The sequence below is a fragment of the Psychromarinibacter sp. S121 genome, from assembly GCF_049801035.1.
In the GTDB taxonomy this organism is placed as follows: Bacteria; Pseudomonadota; Alphaproteobacteria; order Rhodobacterales; family Rhodobacteraceae; genus Psychromarinibacter.
Window position 1 is genome coordinate 1525074 of sequence record NZ_JBNAGE010000001.1, and the last position, 15003, is coordinate 1540076.

Here is a 15003-nt window from a genome sequence, read left to right on the forward strand (position 1 = left end):
TCAGCTGCGCTGCGAGACCGCGGACCGTGCGCCGGGACGCGCAGGGGCCGAGGGATGTGCGGCGGCGCCGGGAGAAGCGATCACGCTGCGGCCTTCCAGCTTCATCTGAAGCAGCAGGAAGGACAGCGCGAATACGTAACAGATAGCCGCGCCCAGCGTCAGTGCAAGGGGCGTGCCATCGAAACTCAGGCCGATCGGCACCGCGATGATCACCGCGCCAACAGTGGCGATGGCGCCGATCACCGAGGCCCCAAGGCCCGCCATACGGCCCAGCGGTTCCATCGCGATGGCGTTCAGGTTGCCGATGCACAGGCCCGCCATCAGGAAGATCGACTGCAACCAGATCAGGAAGGCCGCGAAATACAGGTTGCCGCTCAGCGCGCCGGTGTAGACGAGCACGGTCATCACCGAGGACAGCACGATCTGAACCGACATCGCGACCTGGGCGATGCGGCGCATCCCGAAGCGCACGACGAGGCGCGAGTTCAGGAAACTCCCCACCGCCGAGAACAGGGCGATGGCGCCGAACCAGTAGGGGAACGTGTCCGCGCGGTCGAACACCTGGTTGAACACCGGCTCTGCGGTCGACAGCGTGGTGAACATCGCCGCGAAGACGAAAGCCTGCGACGCGATGGTCAGCGAGACGGTTTTGTTCGACAGGATCTCTTTCGCACCCGAGGCAAGGCTCGACGGCTTGAAGGGGCGGCGGTTCTCGGGGGCCAGCGTCTCGGGCTGACGAGTCATCAGCCACAGGCCGACGATGGCCGCGAAGCCGACGTAGCCAAGGAAGATCGCGCGCCAGTCGGCGATGGCGATGAAGAACTGTCCGGTCAGCGGGGCGACGGCGGGGACCAGCGTGAAGACCATCATGGTGAAGGACATGATCTGCGCCATGCGGCGGCCTTCATAGACGTCACGGACCAGCGCCAGCGCGGCGACGCGCGGCCCGGCGGCACCAAGGCCCTGCACCAGACGGGCGGCCAACAGCAGTTCCAGCGTGGGGGCGACATAGCACAGCAGGGCGCCCACGATATACAGCGCGAAGCCCCCGATGATGATCGGCTTACGCCCGAACCGGTCGCTGAGCGGGCCGGTGAACATCGTCGCGATACCCATGCCCAGCACGAAACTGGTGATGATAAGCTGCGCCTTGTTCGGGTCGTCCGGGGTCAGCGTGTTGGAAATCTCGGTCAGCGCCGGCAGCATCGAGTCGACCGCGAAGGCGACCGATGCAATCATCATCGCCATCAGGGCGACGAACTCGGGCTGAGACAGGGCTTTTCTGGTCATGGTGCCGAGTTAGCACCTTTTACGGATTTTGTAAGCCTAAAACATGTGCGGGGCAGATGAATGCTCTGTGCATATTTATCGGCATTCCGCAGCGCCCGCAGGAAATCAGTCGCTTGCGGCGGACTGTTCCATCAGCTCTTCGATCACCTGCACCCACAGCTCGGGCGGTTGTGCGCCCGGAACCGCGTGACGCTGGCCCACCACGAAGGTCGGCACACCGGTCACGCCATGTTCGCGCGCCCATGCGTCGCGGCCCCGGATCTCGTCGCGGTCGGCGTCGCCTTGCAAAAGTTGCCGGATCATCGAAGCGTCCAGCCCGTTGCTGTCGGCGATGTCGGCCAGCACGTCGATATCGCCGACGTCGCGGCCCTCGTTGAAATACGCGCGGAACAGGGCCGAGACGATGGGCGTCTGGCGACCTTCCAAGCCGGCCCAGTGGATCAGCCGGTGCGCGTCCAGCGTGCTGGGGGTCCGCTTGATCCCGGCGAAGTCGATGTTCAGCCCGGCCTTCTCGGCGGCCTCGACCACCGGAGCATAGGCCTTAACCGCGCCGTCACGTCCGCCGAACTTGTGCTCCAGGTACTCGGTCCGGTCCATGCCGCCCGCCGGCATCTCGGGGTTCAGCTGGAACGGATGCCACTCGATCTCGAACGGATGGTCGCCGATCTTCTCGAGCGCGCGGTCGAGGTTCGTCTTGCCGATATAGCACCACGGGCAGATCGGGTCAGAGATGATGTCGAGCTTGACCATGAGGGTCCTCCGGTCGCGGGGGTCGGGGGGAGGTTGTAGCGGAGGCAGGGGGCCGACGCAAACCCGCCCGGCACGCGAAGCGCCGGGCGGGTGCAATGTCGGTCCGCAAGCCTTTGTCAGCGCGCGGAACTGGCGGATATCACACCAGCGGCACCAAAGGTACGCCGCAGGCGGTCAGCGCCAGAAGGCCCAACAGGGCGAGAGTAATGCGCATGATCATTCCTCCCACCACCAGACGAGCGGCTGCCAGTCAAGCCAGTCGCCGTAGATCGGGATGTGCTCGGGGAAGTGCAGTTCCTTCACATGAGCAAGGCGGCTGGTGTTGTACTGGTAGATCGGGATCACGTAGCGCCCGGCGGTCAGGATGCGGTCCAGCGCCTTGGTCGCGGCGACGAATTCCTCGTTCGACCGGGCATTCAGGATTGTGTCGATCATCGCGACGGCCGGCGGGCTGTCCATGCCCATCCAGTTCTTCGTGCCCGGCTCGGTCAGCCCCTCGGGCCCCCAGTAGTAATACTGCTCGTTGCCGGGGCTCAGCGACAGGGCCACGCGGTAGAAGGTCATGTCAAAGTCATAGACCTGCGTGCGCTCGTTGTACTGGGCGGTGTCGACCGGGTTGATCGTCGGGAAGATGCCGATCCGCTTGAGGGACTCGACGTAGATGTCGATGAAGGTTTGCGGCTCGGCGGCGCCGGTCTCCAGCAGGATCTCGAACTCGAAGGGATTGCCGGCCTCGTCGGACAGAACGCCGTCCTTCACCGTCCATCCCGCCTCGCGGAACAGATCCAGCGCCTTCGAGATATTGGCGCGGTTGCGGACCGAACCGTCCGAGACGGGCAGGGAGTAGCCTTCCAGCGTACCCGGCAGCAGGTCGTCGGCGTAGGGTTCCAACAGTTCACGCACCAGACCCTCGGCGGGGCCATGGTCCATCGCCAGCAGCGAGTTCGAGAAATAGGACGTGATCCGAGGGTTTTCGCCGCCGGTCTGCGTCTGGTTGATGAACTCGAAGTTGAACGCGTGGATCAGCGCGTCACGTACCCGCCAGTCCCCGAACTCGGGGTTGCGGGTGTTCATCACAAAGCCGGTGATGCCCGAGGGACGGCCATGCGGGACGATCGATTTGACCACGTCGCCGTTCTGGACGGCGGGGAAGTTATACTGTTCGTCCCATTTCGCCGCGTTGAACTCGCGGTTCGAGTTCAACTCGCCCGCTTTGAACGCTTCGAACTGGGCGGTGCCGTCGGCGTAGAACTCCATTCGGATCTCGTCGAGCCGGGCGTGGCCCGCGGTCACCGGCAGGTCCTTGCCCCAGTAGTCCGGGTTGCGCTTGAGCGAGACGTAGCGGCCCGCCTCGAACCGGTCGATCACGTAGGGGCCGGTGAGGATCGGAATGTCGTTCAGGCCCGAGTTGGTGAAATCGGTGTCGTCCCACTGTGCCTTCTTGAGGATCGGGCGCAGGCCCATGATCAGGGGCAACTCGCGGTCGACGGTGTTGAAGGTCAGGCGCACCGTGCGCTCGCCCACCGCCTCGATGCTCTCGATCTTCTCCCACGCGCCAAGATAACGGGGGTGGCCGATGGTGCCGAGGGTCTCGTAGGACCAGATCACATCCTCGACCGTGACGGGGCTGCCGTCAGAGAACGCGGCCTCGGGGCGGAGGGTGAATTCGACCCATGTGCGGTCCGGGTCGGTTTCGACCGATTCGGCCAGAAGGCCGTACAGCGAGAAGGGTTCGTCCCAGTTCCGGGCCATCAGGCTTTCGGCTGTCAGAAACCGCAGCTGCCACGGCACCGAGCCCTTGCGGATGTACGGGTTCAGGCTGTCGAAGCTGCCGACCTCGCCGGTGACGATCCGCCCGCCGGTTGGCGCGTCCGGATTGGCATAGGGGAAGGCCACAAAATCCGGTGGCAGGGCCGGCTCGCCATACATAGCTATGCCATGCTTCGGCTCTGCCGCCGCCAGCGAGGCGGAGAGGCAGAGGACCGCGGTCGCGAATGCTGCAACGCGGCTGAGGGGGCGGGGGCGGTTCATGTGCTCTGTGTTCCTTCTGCTCTCTCGGGAATTTTTGAGCAAATCTACCGACGTAACCGAGTCATTTCAAACTTTTACCTTTGACCACGCACATTAAGCGGCTATAAAGGGGGCACTGCTCGATAGGTTTCTTGCCTGTATGAAACCTGCCTCAATAACTGAACGCCCGCCTTGTGCGGGCGTTTTTTTTCGCCGCCGTGCGGCTTTTCCCCTTATTCGCAAGGCCCCGGTGCCGGCCGCGCAATCTGTCCCCGTCAGGCGCGAATCCATCGGGCGTTCGATTCGCAATTTTCCCTTTCGGACGGCACGCTTGCCGGAACCTGCTATCAGTCCGGATCGGGCCGTCGACCAGTGCCGCAGCGTCAGCGCCGCGGTTCGTGAAGGGTCTTCACGGAACCTGTCCGCGCAATTGCCTCTTATCTTCGCAGATGCAGCATGGCAGGGTCCGTGCGAGAAACTTCACAGGAGGAAGAGGCATGTCTCTCAAGGGCAAGACGGCAGTCGTCACGGGGTCCAACTCGGGGATCGGTCTTGGGGTCGCGAAGGCGCTGGCACAGGCGGGGGCGGACGTTGTTCTGAACTCCTTTACCGACCGTGATGAAGATCATCAGCTAGCCGCCGATGTGGCCAAGGAATTCGGGGTCAACGCCCGCTATATCAAGGCCGACATGTCGAAGGGCGACGAATGCCGCGCGCTGGTCGAAAAGGCCGGCGCCTGCGACATCCTCGTGAACAACGCGGGCATCCAGCACGTCGCCAATATCGAGGATTTCCCGCCCGAGAAGTGGGACGCGATCATCGCGATCAACCTGAGTTCGGTGTTTCACACCACCGCCGCCGCCATCCCGATGATGCGCAAGGCGGGCTGGGGCCGGGTGATCAACATCGCGTCCGCTCATGGACTGCGCGCGAGCCCCTACAAGGTGGCCTATGTCGCCGCCAAGCACGGTGTCGTCGGCATGACCAAGGTGGCGGGGCTGGAAACGGCGAAGGATCCGATCACCGTCAACGCGATTTGCCCGGGCTACGTGCTGACGCCACTGGTCGAGGCGCAGATCCCCGATACGGCGAAGGAGTACGACATCTCCGAGGACGAGGCGATCGAGAAGGTCATCCTTGCCAAACAGCCGTCGAAGGAGTTCGTGACGGTGGACCAGCTGGGCGGGCTCGCGGTATTCCTGTGTTCGGATGCGGCGGCGCAGATCACCGCGACGACGTTGTCGGCAGACGGTGGCTGGACCGCGCAATAGATCCGGCCAAGGCCCCGCCGCGCCTTCGTGCGGCGGGTGAAACCCCGGAGGCAGGCGCATGAAAAAGCCGGCAAAAAAGCGGATCAACCTCGCGCTTCAGGGCGGTGGGGCGCATGGCGCGTTCACATGGGGCGTGCTGGACCGGTTATTGGAAGAGCCGGAGCTTGAGATTGCCGCGATCTCCGGCACCTCGGCGGGCGCGATGAACGGCGCGGCTTTGAAATCGGGGCTGGTGCGGGGCGGCGCCACGGCGGCGCGCGAAACGCTCGACTGGTTCTGGGAGCAGATGGGCGCGCTGGACGGCGACCAGTTCCCGGAGTGGGCGCGGGTGTTCTTCCCGGCGCCCGGCACCGTGTCCCGGATGATCGAGATGAGCCCGCTGTACGCGTGGCGCGACAGCGTCAGCAAGGTGTTCAGCCCCTACAGCTATGGCCCGCTTTATGATAATCCGCTGCGGCGCGTGGTCGAGCATCTGGCGTTTGAAGAGGTCTGTTCGGACGCGGGGCCCAAGCTGTTCGTCTGCGCCACCAATGTCCGCACCGGCAAGATCCGCGTGTTCTCGGGGCAGGAGATCACAGGCGACGCGCTTTTGGCCTCGGCCTGCCTGCCCAACATCTTCAAGGCGGTCGAGATCGACGACCCCGAGACGGGCCGGACCGAGGCCTATTGGGACGGCGGCTATACCGGCAACCCGGCGCTGTTCCCGATGTACGAACCGGACCTTCCGGCGGACGTGGTGATCGTGAACATCAACCCGCTGTATCGCGACGAGATCCCGGTGACCGCGCAGGAAATACAGAACCGCATCAACGAGATAAGCTTCAATTCTTCGCTGTTGCGTGAACTTCGGGCGATCAGTTTCGTGCGCGAACTGATCGCCGAGGGGCGGCTGCCGGAGGGCAAGATGAAGGCTGTCCGGGTTCACATGATCGCCGACGACGCGACGATGAACGAGCTGTCGCAGGCGACCAAGATCGTGCCCGCGCCTTCGGTGCTTCTGGAGTTGAAACAAGCGGGGCGACGGGCGGCGGACGGCTTTCTTTCGGCCCACGGGGACAAGATCGGGGTCGAGGCGAGCGTCGATATTCAGGCGATGTTCGGCTAGGCCGAGATCTTCTCGCGCTCGCGGGTCGGAACCTCTGCCGGTTCGATCTCGGGCACCTTGCCGTTCGGATAGACAAGGCCCGCCGAGATCACCAGCTTGGCCGCATCCTCGACCGACATATCCAGTTCGATGACCTGACTGCGCGGGACGAACAGCAGGAACCCCGAGGTCGGGTTCGGCGTGGTCGGCAGGAACACCGACATCAGGTCGTCCTCGTTCGGGATGCGCCGCTTCACCTCGCCCTTGGCGGTGGTCGAGATGAAGGCGATGGCCCAGATCCCCTCGCGCGGGTATTGCACCAGACATGCGGTGTCGAACGAGGTCTCGGCCTGGCTGAACACGGTTTCCGCGATCTGTTTCAGGCCGTTGTAGATCGACCTTACCACCGGCATCCGGTCAACGAGGCTTTCGGCGTAGTTGATCAGCGAGCGTCCGATGATCCCCTTGGCCAGCCAGCCGACGAGGATGGTGAAGACAAAGAACACCACCACACCCAGACCGCGCACGTTGACCGTCACATCGACGCCGAAGATCGTCTTGATGATGTTCTCGGGCTGATAGGCGTTCGGGACGAAGGGCAGCACGAAGCCGTCGACCCAGCCCATGACGGTCCACAGCAGCCACAGGGTCAGCCCGATGGGGGCGATCACGACGAGGCCGGTCAGGAAAGAAGTCCGAAGCCCACCAAGCATGGTGCGCTTGTGCCGTTGGGTCGGCGTTTCCCCGGGCGGGGGGAGGGGCGTTTTTGTCATTCTCTCGCAGCCAAGAGCGGTGTTACAGACGGAATGTAGGTCCGTTGTCCGGCGCAAACAACGGCTTCGGGCCCCTGCTGCTACAATATCTTGCGATCAGGCTTGGCGAGCGGTGATTTCTTTGGCGATCGCCGCCGCCAGACGCGCATTGTTGCGCACCAGCGCGATGTTGGCGACCAGCGACCGGCCCTCGGTGATGTGGAAGATCCGGTCCAGCAGGAAGGGCGTGACGGCCTTGCCCTTCACACCCTGCGCCTCGGCTTCGCCATTCGCCTGGTCGATGGCCTTCGCCATGACGTCGGCGGGGATCTCGTCGGCTGCGGGGATCGGATTGGCAATCAGCTGACCACCCGCGAGACCCATCGCGGTGCGGGCGAGTTGCCCGGCGGCGATCTCGGCGGCGCTGTCCAGCCGCAGGGGCGCGCTGAGGCCAGAGCTGCGCGACCAGAAGGCCGGGATCTCGTCCTGCCCATAGGCGATCACTGGAACGCCATTGGTTTCAAGCACTTCCAGCGTCTTCGGAATGTCGAGGATCGCCTTCGGGCCGGCGGCGACCACGGTCACCGGGGTCAGCGCCAGTTCCTGCAGGTCGGCAGAGATGTCGAAGGACAGTTCCGCGCCCTTGTGTACGCCGCCGATGCCGCCCGTCGCGAAGACATGGATGCCCGCCAGATGCGCTGCGATCATCGTGGCGGCCACGGTGGTCGCGCCGGTGCGGCCCGTGGCCAGTGCCACCGCAAAATCGGCGCGCGACAGCTTCAGCACGTCCGTTGCCTGCGCCAGCGCATCCAGTTGGTCAGAGGTCAGGCCGATGTGCAGCCGCCCCTCGATCACCGCGATGGTGGCGGGCACGGCACCCTCGGCGCGGATGTCATCCTCGACCTGCCGCGCGGTCTCGACGTTCTGGGGGTAGGGCATCCCGTGGGTGATGATCGTGCTTTCCAGCGCGACGATGGGTTTGCCGGCGGCTTTCGCCTCGGCGACTTCGGGGGAATAGTGCAGGTCCGTCATCCGGCGGCGCCTCCTGAAACGTGGGCAGCGGCGGCCTGCAGCGCGCGGTCGAGGGCCGAGGCGCTGTCGGCGCCGTCCAGCTCTGCCGCGATATGGGCCGCCATGAAGGTATCGCCCGCGCCGGTGACGCGCGTCACCAGCACCTCGGGCGGCGTGGCCGTCACCAGACCATCGGGTCCGGCGGCGGCGGCGGGGCGGAAGCCGTCGGTCACCATCACGCGGGCGGCGCCGCGTTTCTGCATGGCGCGGGCGGCGGTGGCGCTGTCGGGGAACGCCTCGGCGCAGATCAGGCCGGCTTCCTCCAGGTTCACGTATAGCGTCGCCCGGGGGGCGCGCAGAAGCGGCAGCAGGCGCTCGGCCTTGCCGGGGCTTGCGGGCGCGATGCGCAGGTCGGCGGCGGCAAAGGCGGGGCTTTGCGCGATCTGGCCCAGCAGTTCTTCGGTCAGGTTGCCGTCCAGCGCGATCGGGCCGGGGTAGGGCGCGTCTGCGCTGCCAAGCGTGCCGTCGGTCAGGGGGCGCAGGATCTTCTCGCCCGCCTCTTCCAGCGAATGCGCGTCGGCGATTGCGGCGATCAGGCCATTCGCGCCCTCGACCGCCATGTAGACGTCGGTCGGCAGGTCCTCGGAGCGGTAGACGTGGCCGGTGCCCATCCCCATGCGGGTGCAGGCTGCGATCAACTCGTCACCCTCGGCGTCGCGGCCGATGGCTGTCAGCAGCTCGGCCTGAAGCCCGAACCGGCGCAGGGTCATCGCGATGTTCATCGCCACGCCGCCGGGAATGCGCGTGATCCGGCCAGGCGCGTCGTTGCCAAGCTGCATGTGCCGCGGGCTGCGGCCGATCACGTCCCACAGGACGGCGCCGATGCAAAGGATGGTGTCGCTCATGCGCCGCTTGTGGCAACCTGCGGGGCAGGGGGCAAGCCCCTTCCGCCCGCCCCTGACGGCCCATTGGCGCCTTTGGGGTTGCGCATCCTGCCGCGATCGCCTAAGGGACGCCCACTTCACAGGCGGGGCTTGGGCCCTGCGGGGAGAAATCCCGCATGGTCCGCCGGTTGAGCATTTGCTTCAGACAGTCCCGCCGAGGCGCAAACCGGAAAGGAAATGGACATGGCGCTGCCTGAATTTTCCCTGCGTCAGCTTCTGGAAGCTGGCGTTCACTTTGGTCACCAGACCCAACGCTGGAACCCCCGCATGGGCGAGTTCATCTATGGCGAGCGGAACGGTATCCACATCATGGACCTGACGCAGACCGTCCCGATGCTGGACGCTGCTCTGAACGTCATCCGCGAGACCGTCGCCAAGGGCGGCCGCATCCTGTTCGTCGGCACCAAGCGTCAGGCTGCGAAGCCGATCGCGGAAGCCGCCGAGCGTTGCGCGCAGTACTACATGAACCACCGCTGGCTGGGCGGCACGCTCACCAACTGGAAAACCGTGTCGCAGTCGATCGCCCGTCTGAAGGACATCGACGAGCGCATGGCGCAGGGCGCCGAAGGCCTGACCAAGCGCGAGCGTCTGACCATCGAGCGTGACCGCGAAAAGCTGGAAGCCTCGCTGGGCGGTATCCGCGAGATGGGCGGCGTTCCGGACCTGCTGTTCGTGATCGACGTGAACAAGGAAGACCTGGCCATCGCCGAAGCCAAGAAGCTTGGCATCCCGGTCGTTGCGGTCGTCGATACCAACTGCTCGCCCGAGGGTGTGGACTATATCATCCCCGGCAACGATGACGCGGCCCGCGCCATCGCGCTGTACTGCGACCTGGCTTCGCGTGCGGCTCTGGACGGCATGTCGGCCCAGCTCGACGCCGCCGGTGTTGACGTCGGCGCTCTGGAAGAGTCGCCGGAAGAGATGCTCGACGAAGAGACCGCCGAGGAAGCTCCGGCCGCGGAAGAGCAGGCCGAAGCCTGATCTCCCGGTCTCCGGACCGTCACCGAAACGTCACCGCGGGCGGCTATGGCCGCCCACGGGACTTGATCCGTTCGATTTGAGGAGAGCCGATATGGCTATCACCGCTGCACAGGTGAAAGAACTGCGCGAACTGTCCGGCGCAGGCATGATGGACGCCAAGAAGGCGCTGGTCGAGAACGACGGCGACATGGAAGCCGCGATCGACTGGCTGCGCACCAAGGGTCTGGCGAAAGCCGCCAAGAAATCCGGCCGTACCGCCGCCGAGGGCCTTGTGGCCGTCGCCGTGTCGGGTGGCACCGGTGTGGCTGTCGAAGTGAACTCGGAAACCGACTTCGTTGCGAAGAACGCCGAGTTTCAGACCATGGTCAAAGGCATTGCCGAAGCCGCTCTGACGGTTGATGACGTTGACGCGCTGGCCGCTGCCGATCTGGGCGGCAAGTCCGTTGCCGACACCCTGACCGACAAGATCGCCACCATCGGTGAGAACATGACCCTGCGCCGCATGGCGAAGGTTCACGGCGACACCATCGCGACCTACATCCACAACGCCGCCGGCACCGACATGGGCAAGATCGGCGTTCTGGTGGCTCTGAAGGGCGAGAACGAAGCCTTCGGCAAGCAGGTCGCGATGCACATCGCCGCCGCGAACCCGGCTTCGCTGTCCGAAGCCGATCTCGACCCGTCCGTGGTCGAGAAGGAAAAGCAGGTCCAGATGGATATCGCGCGTGAATCGGGCAAGCCCGAAGCCGTGATCGAAAAGATGATCGAAGGCCGGATGAAGAAGTTCCTGGCCGAGATCACCCTGCTGGGCCAGCAGTTCGTGGTGAACCCGGACCTGACCGTCGCCAAGGCTGCTGAAGAAGCCGGCGTCGAGATCACCGGCTTTATCCGCCTGGAAGTCGGCGAAGGCATCGAGAAGGTCGAAGAAGACTTCGCCGCCGAGGTTGCCAAGGCCGCTCAGGGCTAAGCCCGGTCACACACCGATTGAAACGCCCTCCGGAGAGATCCGGGGGGCGTTTTTCTTTGCCCAACGTTCCAAGCAGCCGCGGACAGGTACGCGTGGGGCAGGGTGGCCGGACCCGCGCTTGTGGACCCAGCGTGAAGGTGTCGTTGCATGACGCGCGGGCGACGCGCCTTTAGGACGTCGGCCCAGACACGAAAAAACGATGCAATCCGGGCGTGGACTGCATCGTCTTTTTCCAGAAGGCGCCCAGACAAATGGGGATGAGGACAAGACGCCTTATGTAATGTGCCAACCTGTCTGTGGAAAATACACAGACAGGCCGGCGTTCCGGTCTCCCGGTGCCAATCGGTAGTCCTTGAAATCCCAAGGCTTTCCCCACCAGCTGTTCCTTGGCTAATGCCACCACTCACGGAACATCTGTAATTTGTCCTTTCGCGTGTCTTAATGAAAGTAAGGGATTCCCTACCTTTCCGGCAGCATCCTTGCGCACCCCTTGTTTTGCGAGTGATTCCAATGGTTTTCAGCACGTGCCGGACGACCCGAGCGAGCTGACATACACCCTCAGGTTTATCCGGTTCTCGAAATGGAAATAGTGAATCGCAGCTTCGTAACGTCACGTCACGAAGCGTGAGCGGTCAGGCCTCGATGCGGAAGATCTGGTTCTGCATGCTCGCCTTGACGACCGCCTGCGCGGTGGTCTCGACGTCCAGCGCCTCGCGGGCCAGACGCAGGTGCTTTTCGACCGTCGCGGGCGTCAGGCCCATGATCACGCCGATATCCTGCGTTGTCTTGCCTTCGCCGACCCATTCCAGCGCCTCGCGCTGGCGCTTGGTCAGCGCCTTGCGGGTAAGCGGGAAGGGCAGGTTGAGGATCTTCAGGTGCAGCACCTTGTTCATCGCGATCAGCTCGCGCCCGTGCCGTTCCCAGATCTCGTCGGTCTCGTCCTGTCCGACGCCGGGTGCCGGGATCAGCCCGACAGCTGCGATATTGCGCGCGCCAACTTCGGAAAAACTGATGGAATAACCGGCGGTTAGACCATGTTTTACATTGAACGCGACAACTTCCTGTTCCTTGGATGTCAGCGCCTCGGCATGCTCGGCAATCCAACCCCAGGAACACGCGCCGCTGTTCTCGGTGGCCCAGCGGACCATTGGCGCGTGTTGGTACAGACCTTCGTTGATGAAGGTGTCCATATAGCCAGCGCCGATGTTGGTCAGGATCAGGAAATCGTCGCGCGCACCAAGAGAACTGCGCACCCGAGAGGACGCCATCCCATAGATAAGACGCGTAAAGCCGTAAGAGGCCATCGCGTCACAGTGCATCTGCCAAAGCTCGTCCATCGACGTGGACGAGATTACTCGTTCGACGTAGTCCAGCATCGTCATCCCGACTCTAAGCGGGGTCCTCATCCGGCCCTGTATCATTATGACTTTTGCCATCCGGTCAACCGCTTTCCTGCACGTTCCGGTTTCCCGCAAGGAGGCGCCGGTCGCCCTGTGGACGTCACCGCGGCGGAGTGTCAGACGCAGGCGGCAAGTAGTACACGCGTTCAATTACGTGGAGGTAATCAGGTGATCAAGCGGATTTGATGCGGCAAAACGGCAAAGGCGGGAACATGCGCGCCGTCCGGCAAATGCTAACGCTGTAAGGGATTTTTTCCACCGCTTGCAGTGTGGACAAGACGGCCGGACCTTATAGGCCCGGCATGTCTGATATTTACATAATACCGATTATCGGACTTAGCCTAGCGCGTAACCAGCGCCACGCACCGTGCGGATCGGATCTTCCCCGCCATGGATGCCAAGCGCTTTGCGCAGCCGTCCGATGTGGACATCGACCGTGCGCGTGTCGACATAGATGTCCCGGCCCCACACGCGGTCCAGAAGTTGCTCGCGGCTCCAGACGCGGCCGGGCTTTTCCATGAACGTGGTCAGCAGACGGAATTCCGTCGGCCCCAGCTTCAGCTCCTTGCCATCGCGCGAGACCTTGTGGGTTTCGGCGTCCAGCAGGATGTCGGAGAACTCAAGCTGCTGCCCCACCGCCGCAGGACGCGTCCGGCGAAGCTGAGCCCGCACGCGCGCCATCAGCTCGATCACAGAGAACGGTTTGACCACGTAATCGTCGGCGCCGGTCTCAAGCCCGCGCACGCGGTCGACTTCCTCGGACCGCGCGGACAGCATGATGACAGGCACAGTGCGCGTCTGCGGCCGGGTCTTCAGACGGCGGCAGATCTCGATGCCCGAGACGCCCGGAAGCATCCAGTCCAGCAGGATGATGTCCGGGATGTCTTCCTCGACCAGCAAAAGCGCGTCGTCGCCGGTCCCGGCGCGCGCCACCTCGAAACCTTCCGCTTCAAGGTTGTACGCCAGAACCTCGCGTTGCGAGGGCTCGTCCTCGACAACAAGAACCTTGGGTTGCGCTGCGGCCATCAAACGACCCCGTCCGTGGACATGAAGGGCGTCTCGTCGCTTTTGTTGCGGCGCTCTTCCGGCATCTCGCCGGTGACAAGGTACACGACCTGTTCAGCCACCGCGGTCACATGATCGCCCATGCGCTCCATGTTCTTGGCGATGAAATGCAGGTGCATACAGGCCGTGATGTTGCGCGGGTCTTCCATCATATGCGTCAGCAGTTCGCGGAACACGGCGTTGTACAGCTGGTCGACTTCCTCGTCACGTTCGATGACCTGCTGGGCCAGTTCGGCGTCGCGCTGTGCAAAGGCGTCCAGCGAGTCCTTCAGCATGGCCTGCACATCGCGCGCCATGCGGCGGATCGCCGGCACGGCCTCGTCGACGGGGGCGAGGGTGGCCAGAACCGTGGTCCGCTTGGCGAGGTTCTTGGTGTAGTCCCCTACCCGTTCAAGGTTGCCGCTGATCTTCATCACCGACAGGATCGTGCGAAGGTCGGTCGCCATCGGGTTCCGGATCGCGATGATGCGGGCCGATTCCTCGTTCACTTCCTCTTCGATCGCGTCGATCTTCTTGTCGTTCTGAAGGATCTGGCCGGCCAGTTCCTGATCACGGTCAAGGAAGGCCCGGACACCCTCGAGGATCGAGGCTTCGACCAGACCGCCCATCTTCATGATCAGCGCCTGAAGGCCTTCGAGATCGCGGTCGAAGGCGGTGGAGATGTGTTTGTCCTGCATTCTCTTATCCAATCCGTCCCGAGATATAGCTTTCGGTCCGCGGGTCCTTGGGGTTGGTGAAGATCTGGTCGGTCTCGCCGTATTCGACAAGGTTGCCGAGGTGGAAGAACGCCGTCTTCTGGCTGACGCGCGCGGCCTGCTGCATCGAGTGGGTCACGATGACCACCGAGTACTGGTTGCGCAGTTCGTCGATGAGATCCTCGACCTGATCGGTCGCGATGGGGTCCAGCGCCGAACAGGGTTCGTCCATCAGCAGGACTTCCGGCTCGGTGGCGACGGCGCGGGCGATGCACAGACGCTGCTGCTGGCCGCCCGACAGGCCGGTGCCCGGCGCCTGAAGGCGGTCTTTCACCTCGTCCCAGATCGCGCCGCGGCGCAGGGATTTCTCGACGATCTCATCCAGTTCGGCCTTGTTCTTGGCAAGACCGTGGATCCGGGGGCCGTAGGCGATGTTGTCGTAAATCGACTTGGGGAACGGGTTCGGCTTCTGGAACACCATGCCCACCTTGGCGCGAAGCTGCACCGGGTCGACCTTCTTGTCGTAGATGTCCTCTCCGTCCAGCGCGATTGTGCCCTCGACCCGGCAGACGTCGATGGTGTCGTTCATCCGGTTCAGACAACGCAGGAAGGTGGACTTGCCGCAGCCCGACGGACCGATGAAGGCGGTCACGGTGCGGTCCTCGATTTCCACGTTCACGTCCTTGATGGCGTGGTTCTCGCCATAATACACCTGAACGTCGCGGGCGGAGATTTTGGTGTTCTGGGGCATGTTCTTCACGTTCTGGGCCGTCGTCGGCATTT

At 63.8% G+C, this 15003-nt stretch carries 14 protein-coding genes; 4 read left to right on the forward strand and 10 right to left on the reverse strand.

The window, feature by feature from the left end:
• The 3 genes from ACP156_RS07420 to ACP156_RS07430 all read right to left on the reverse strand — a co-directional run bounded on the left by ACP156_RS07420 (position 1) and on the right by ACP156_RS07430 (position 4071).
• Complete coding sequence (locus ACP156_RS07420) at positions 1-1290, reverse strand: multidrug effflux MFS transporter (protein WP_425050630.1); 1290 nt, start codon at positions 1288-1290, stop codon at positions 1-3.
• Positions 1291-1395: 105 nt separating this feature from the next.
• Positions 1396-2040: a DsbA family oxidoreductase gene (locus tag ACP156_RS07425; protein ID WP_425050631.1), complete on the reverse strand. Its 645-nt coding sequence runs from the start codon at positions 2038-2040 to the stop codon at positions 1396-1398.
• A 216-nt stretch (positions 2041-2256) separates the two neighbouring features.
• The gene (locus tag ACP156_RS07430) at positions 2257-4071 is read right to left on the reverse strand and encodes an extracellular solute-binding protein (protein WP_425050632.1); all 1815 of its coding nucleotides are present in this window, start codon (positions 4069-4071) and stop codon (positions 2257-2259) included.
• A gap of 476 nt (positions 4072-4547) precedes the next feature.
• Between ACP156_RS07430 and ACP156_RS07435 the strand changes: the two genes are divergently transcribed.
• Positions 4548-5321, forward strand: a complete 774-nt coding sequence (locus ACP156_RS07435) for a 3-hydroxybutyrate dehydrogenase (RefSeq protein WP_425050633.1) — start codon at positions 4548-4550, stop codon at positions 5319-5321.
• A 58-nt stretch (positions 5322-5379) separates the two neighbouring features.
• On the forward strand, positions 5380-6426 hold the full coding sequence (locus ACP156_RS07440) for a patatin-like phospholipase family protein (protein WP_425050634.1): 1047 nt from the start codon (positions 5380-5382) through the stop codon (positions 6424-6426).
• Here the strand turns inward: ACP156_RS07440 and ACP156_RS07445 are convergent.
• The 3 genes from ACP156_RS07445 to ACP156_RS07455 form a co-directional block, all read right to left on the reverse strand.
• Positions 6423-7118 carry a DUF502 domain-containing protein gene (locus ACP156_RS07445; RefSeq protein WP_425050635.1) on the reverse strand — a complete coding sequence of 232 codons (696 nt, stop codon included), beginning with the start codon at positions 7116-7118 and terminating at the stop codon, positions 6423-6425. The genes ACP156_RS07440 and ACP156_RS07445 overlap by 4 nt on opposite strands.
• A gap of 156 nt (positions 7119-7274) precedes the next feature.
• Positions 7275-8189, reverse strand: coding sequence for a pseudouridine-5'-phosphate glycosidase (locus ACP156_RS07450; RefSeq protein ID WP_425050636.1), 915 nt, complete (start codon positions 8187-8189; stop codon positions 7275-7277).
• Positions 8186-9073: a PfkB family carbohydrate kinase gene (locus tag ACP156_RS07455; RefSeq protein WP_425050637.1), complete on the reverse strand. Its 888-nt coding sequence runs from the start codon at positions 9071-9073 to the stop codon at positions 8186-8188. The genes ACP156_RS07450 and ACP156_RS07455 overlap by 4 nt, the downstream gene beginning before the upstream one ends.
• Before the next feature lie 222 nt (positions 9074-9295).
• Between ACP156_RS07455 and rpsB the strand changes: the two genes are divergently transcribed.
• On the forward strand, positions 9296-10093 hold the full coding sequence (gene rpsB / locus ACP156_RS07460; RefSeq protein WP_425050638.1) for a 30S ribosomal protein S2: 798 nt from the start codon (positions 9296-9298) through the stop codon (positions 10091-10093).
• Positions 10094-10184: 91 nt separating this feature from the next.
• Positions 10185-11060: a translation elongation factor Ts gene (tsf, locus tag ACP156_RS07465; RefSeq protein WP_425050639.1), complete on the forward strand. Its 876-nt coding sequence runs from the start codon at positions 10185-10187 to the stop codon at positions 11058-11060.
• Between the two features lie 632 nt (positions 11061-11692).
• Here tsf and ACP156_RS07470 read toward each other — a convergent pair.
• The 4 genes from ACP156_RS07470 to pstB all read right to left on the reverse strand — a co-directional run bounded on the left by ACP156_RS07470 (position 11693) and on the right by pstB (position 15001).
• Positions 11693-12466, reverse strand: coding sequence for a helix-turn-helix transcriptional regulator (locus ACP156_RS07470; protein ID WP_425050640.1), 774 nt, complete (start codon positions 12464-12466; stop codon positions 11693-11695).
• A gap of 330 nt (positions 12467-12796) precedes the next feature.
• Positions 12797-13486, reverse strand: a complete 690-nt coding sequence (gene phoB, locus ACP156_RS07475; protein ID WP_425050641.1) for a phosphate regulon transcriptional regulator PhoB — start codon at positions 13484-13486, stop codon at positions 12797-12799.
• Positions 13486-14202 (reverse strand): phosphate signaling complex protein PhoU, encoded by a 717-nt coding sequence (gene phoU, locus ACP156_RS07480; protein WP_425050642.1) that lies wholly within the window; start codon positions 14200-14202, stop codon positions 13486-13488. The genes phoB and phoU overlap by 1 nt, the downstream gene beginning before the upstream one ends.
• A 4-nt stretch (positions 14203-14206) precedes the next feature.
• The gene (pstB, locus tag ACP156_RS07485) at positions 14207-15001 is read right to left on the reverse strand and encodes a phosphate ABC transporter ATP-binding protein PstB (protein WP_425050831.1); all 795 of its coding nucleotides are present in this window, start codon (positions 14999-15001) and stop codon (positions 14207-14209) included.
• Positions 15002-15003 lie beyond the last annotated feature (2 nt).

Excerpts from the sequence above, each read along its gene's own strand:
- ACP156_RS07420 (WP_425050630.1), bottom strand. The coding sequence starts at position 1,290 with ATGACCAGAAAAGCCCTGTCTCAGCCCGAGTTCGTCGCCCTGATGGCG.
- ACP156_RS07425 (WP_425050631.1), bottom strand. The coding sequence starts at position 2,040 with ATGGTCAAGCTCGACATCATCTCTGACCCGATCTGCCCGTGGTGCTAT.
- ACP156_RS07430 (WP_425050632.1), bottom strand. The coding sequence starts at position 4,071 with ATGAACCGCCCCCGCCCCCTCAGCCGCGTTGCAGCATTCGCGACCGCG.
- ACP156_RS07435 (WP_425050633.1), top strand. The coding sequence starts at position 4,548 with ATGTCTCTCAAGGGCAAGACGGCAGTCGTCACGGGGTCCAACTCGGGG.
- ACP156_RS07440 (WP_425050634.1), top strand. The coding sequence starts at position 5,380 with ATGAAAAAGCCGGCAAAAAAGCGGATCAACCTCGCGCTTCAGGGCGGT.
- ACP156_RS07445 (WP_425050635.1), bottom strand. The coding sequence starts at position 7,118 with ATGCTTGGTGGGCTTCGGACTTCTTTCCTGACCGGCCTCGTCGTGATC.
- ACP156_RS07450 (WP_425050636.1), bottom strand. The coding sequence starts at position 8,189 with ATGACGGACCTGCACTATTCCCCCGAAGTCGCCGAGGCGAAAGCCGCC.
- ACP156_RS07455 (WP_425050637.1), bottom strand. The coding sequence starts at position 9,073 with ATGAGCGACACCATCCTTTGCATCGGCGCCGTCCTGTGGGACGTGATC.
- rpsB (WP_425050638.1), top strand. The coding sequence starts at position 9,296 with ATGGCGCTGCCTGAATTTTCCCTGCGTCAGCTTCTGGAAGCTGGCGTT.
- tsf (WP_425050639.1), top strand. The coding sequence starts at position 10,185 with ATGGCTATCACCGCTGCACAGGTGAAAGAACTGCGCGAACTGTCCGGC.
- ACP156_RS07470 (WP_425050640.1), bottom strand. The coding sequence starts at position 12,466 with ATGAGGACCCCGCTTAGAGTCGGGATGACGATGCTGGACTACGTCGAA.
- phoB (WP_425050641.1), bottom strand. The coding sequence starts at position 13,486 with ATGGCCGCAGCGCAACCCAAGGTTCTTGTTGTCGAGGACGAGCCCTCG.
- phoU (WP_425050642.1), bottom strand. The coding sequence starts at position 14,202 with ATGCAGGACAAACACATCTCCACCGCCTTCGACCGCGATCTCGAAGGC.
- pstB (WP_425050831.1), bottom strand. The coding sequence starts at position 15,001 with ATGCCGACGACGGCCCAGAACGTGAAGAACATGCCCCAGAACACCAAA.